At 56.8% G+C, this 2,613-nt stretch carries 1 rRNA gene; it reads right to left on the bottom strand.

The annotated features are described in order from the left end of the window. Positions 1-2,613 (bottom strand): 23S ribosomal RNA (locus L942_RS26830); the annotation flags it as partial.

Below are 2,613 nucleotides of genomic sequence, written 5' to 3'. Positions count from 1 at the left end.
GTGGGCAAGTCCTCGGCCTATTAGTACCAGTCAACTCGACAACACATTACTGTGCTTCCATTTCTGGCCTATCAACCCAATCGTCTCTTGGGGGCCTTAACCCACAAAGGGGTGGGATACCTCATCTTGGAACAGGCTTCCCGCTTAGATGCCTTCAGCGGTTATCCCTTCCGAACATAGCCAACCAGCCATGCCACTGGCGTGACAACTGGCACACCAGAGGTCCGTCCGTCCCGGTCCTCTCGTACTAGGGACAGCCTTCCTCAAGTATCCTGCGCGCGCGGCGGATAGGGACCGAACTGTCTCACGACGTTCTAAACCCAGCTCGCGTGCCGCTTTAATGGGCGAACAGCCCAACCCTTGGGACCTACTCCGGCCCCAGGATGCGACGAGCCGACATCGAGGTGCCAAACCATGCCGTCGATATGGACTCTTGGGCAAGATCAGCCTGTTATCCCCGGGGTACCTTTTATCCGTTGAGCGACACCCCTTCCACCAGGAGGTGCCGGATCACTAGTCCCGACTTTCGTCCCTGCTCGACATGTCTGTCTCACAGTCAAGCTCCCTTGTGCACTTGCACTCGACACCTGATTGCCAACCAGGCTGAGGGAACCTTTGGGCGCCTCCGTTACCCTTTAGGAGGCAACCGCCCCAGTTAAACTACCCATCAGGCACTGTCCCTGAACCAGATCATGGTCCGAGGTTCAGATTCCCAATCCGACCAGAGTGGTATTTCAACAACGACTCCACCCGAACTAGCGTCCAGGCTTCACAGTCTCCCACCTATCCTACACAAGCCGAACCGAAAACCAATACCAAACTATAGTAAAGGTCCCGGGGTCTTTCCGTCCTGCCGCGCGTAACGAGCATCTTTACTCGTAATGCAATTTCGCCGGGCCTGTGGTCGAGACAGCCGGAAAGTCGTTACGCCATTCGTGCAGGTCGGAACTTACCCGACAAGGAATTTCGCTACCTTAGGATGGTTATAGTTACCACCGCCGTTTACTGGCGCTTAAATTCTCAGCTTCACCCCCGAAGGAGTTAACCGGTCCTCTTAACGTTCCAGCACCGGGCAGGCGTCAGTCCATATACATCGTCTTGCGACTTCGCATGGACCTGTGTTTTTAGTAAACAGTCGCTTTCCGCTGGTCTCTGCGGCCAACCACCGCTCCACTTGCGTGAAGCTTCACGGTGTTTGGCCCCCCTTCTCCCGAAGTTACGGGGGCATTTTGCCGAGTTCCTTAACCACAGTTCACCCGATCGCCTTGGTATTCTCTACCTGACCACCTGTGTTGGTTTGGGGTACGGGCCGTGCATGCACTCACTAGAGGCTTTTCTCGACAGCATAGGATCACCCNNCGGCCTACACGCTTACACCAGGACAACCATCGCCTGGCGGAGCTACCTTCCTGCGTCACCCCATCGCTTGACTACTACGGAATCAGGTCCCACGCTCCACACACAGACTCCGTCCGAAGACATCGCCTGCGGCTTCGGGTGGTTAGTGTCAACCGCCTCGCCATGGGCGCACATGCTCGGGTACGGGAATATCAACCCGTTGTCCATCGACTACGCCTGTCGGCCTCGCCTTAGGTCCCGACTTACCCTGGGCGGATTAGCCTGGCCCAGGAACCCTTGGTCATCCGGCGGCAGAGTTTCTCACTCTGCATTCGCTACTCATGCCTGCATTCTCACTCCCGCACCCTCCACGACTCGCTTCCGCGGCCGCTTCCCTGGATGCAGGACGCTCCCCTACCCATCCACACCACTGCACACCCGCCTCAAGGACAGGCATCGATGTATTGTGTGAATGACACAGCTTCGGCGGTGTGCTTAAGCCCCGCTACATTGTCGGCGCAGGACCACTTGACCAGTGAGCTATTACGCACTCTTTCAAGGATGGCTGCTTCTAAGCCAACCTCCTGGTTGTCTGGGCAATCCCACATCCTTTCCCACTGAGCACACACTTAGGGGCCTTAGCTGGTGTTCTGGGCTGTTTCCCTCTCGACGACGAAGCTTATCCCCCGCCGTCTCACTGCCGCGCTCTCACTAACCGGTATTCGGAGTTTGGTTGATTTCGGTAACCCGGTAAGGCCCCTAGACCATCCAGTAGCTCTACCCCCGGCAAGAAACACGCGACGCTGCACCTAAATGCATTTCGGGGAGAACCAGCTATCACGGAGTTTGATTGGCCTTTCACCCCTACCCACAGCTCATCCCCTCAGTTTTCAACCTAAGTGGGTTCGGGCCTCCACGACGTCTTACCGTCGCTTCACCCTGGCCATGGGTAGATCACTCCGCTTCGGGTCTAGACCACGCGACTCAATCGCCCTCTTCAGACTCGCTTTCGCTACGGCTACCCCACCCGGGTTAACCTCGCCACGCAGCACTAACTCGCAGGCTCATTCTTCAAAAGGCACGCCATCACCCGAAGGCTCTGACGGCTTGTAGGCACACGGTTTCAGGTACTCTTTCACTCCCCTCCCGGGGTACTTTTCATCTTTCCCTCACGGTACTCGTCCGCTATCGGTCTCCAGGAAGTATTTAGGCTTACCGGGTGGTCCCGGCAGATTCACAGCAAATTCCACGAGCTCGCTGCTACTCGGGAACACC

This window comes from Amycolatopsis orientalis DSM 43388 (assembly GCF_000411975.1).
GTDB lineage: Bacteria > Actinomycetota > Actinomycetes > Mycobacteriales > Pseudonocardiaceae > Amycolatopsis > Amycolatopsis orientalis_D.
Note: the sequence above shows the minus strand (reverse complement) of the source record. Positions and strands in the feature narration are given on the sequence as shown.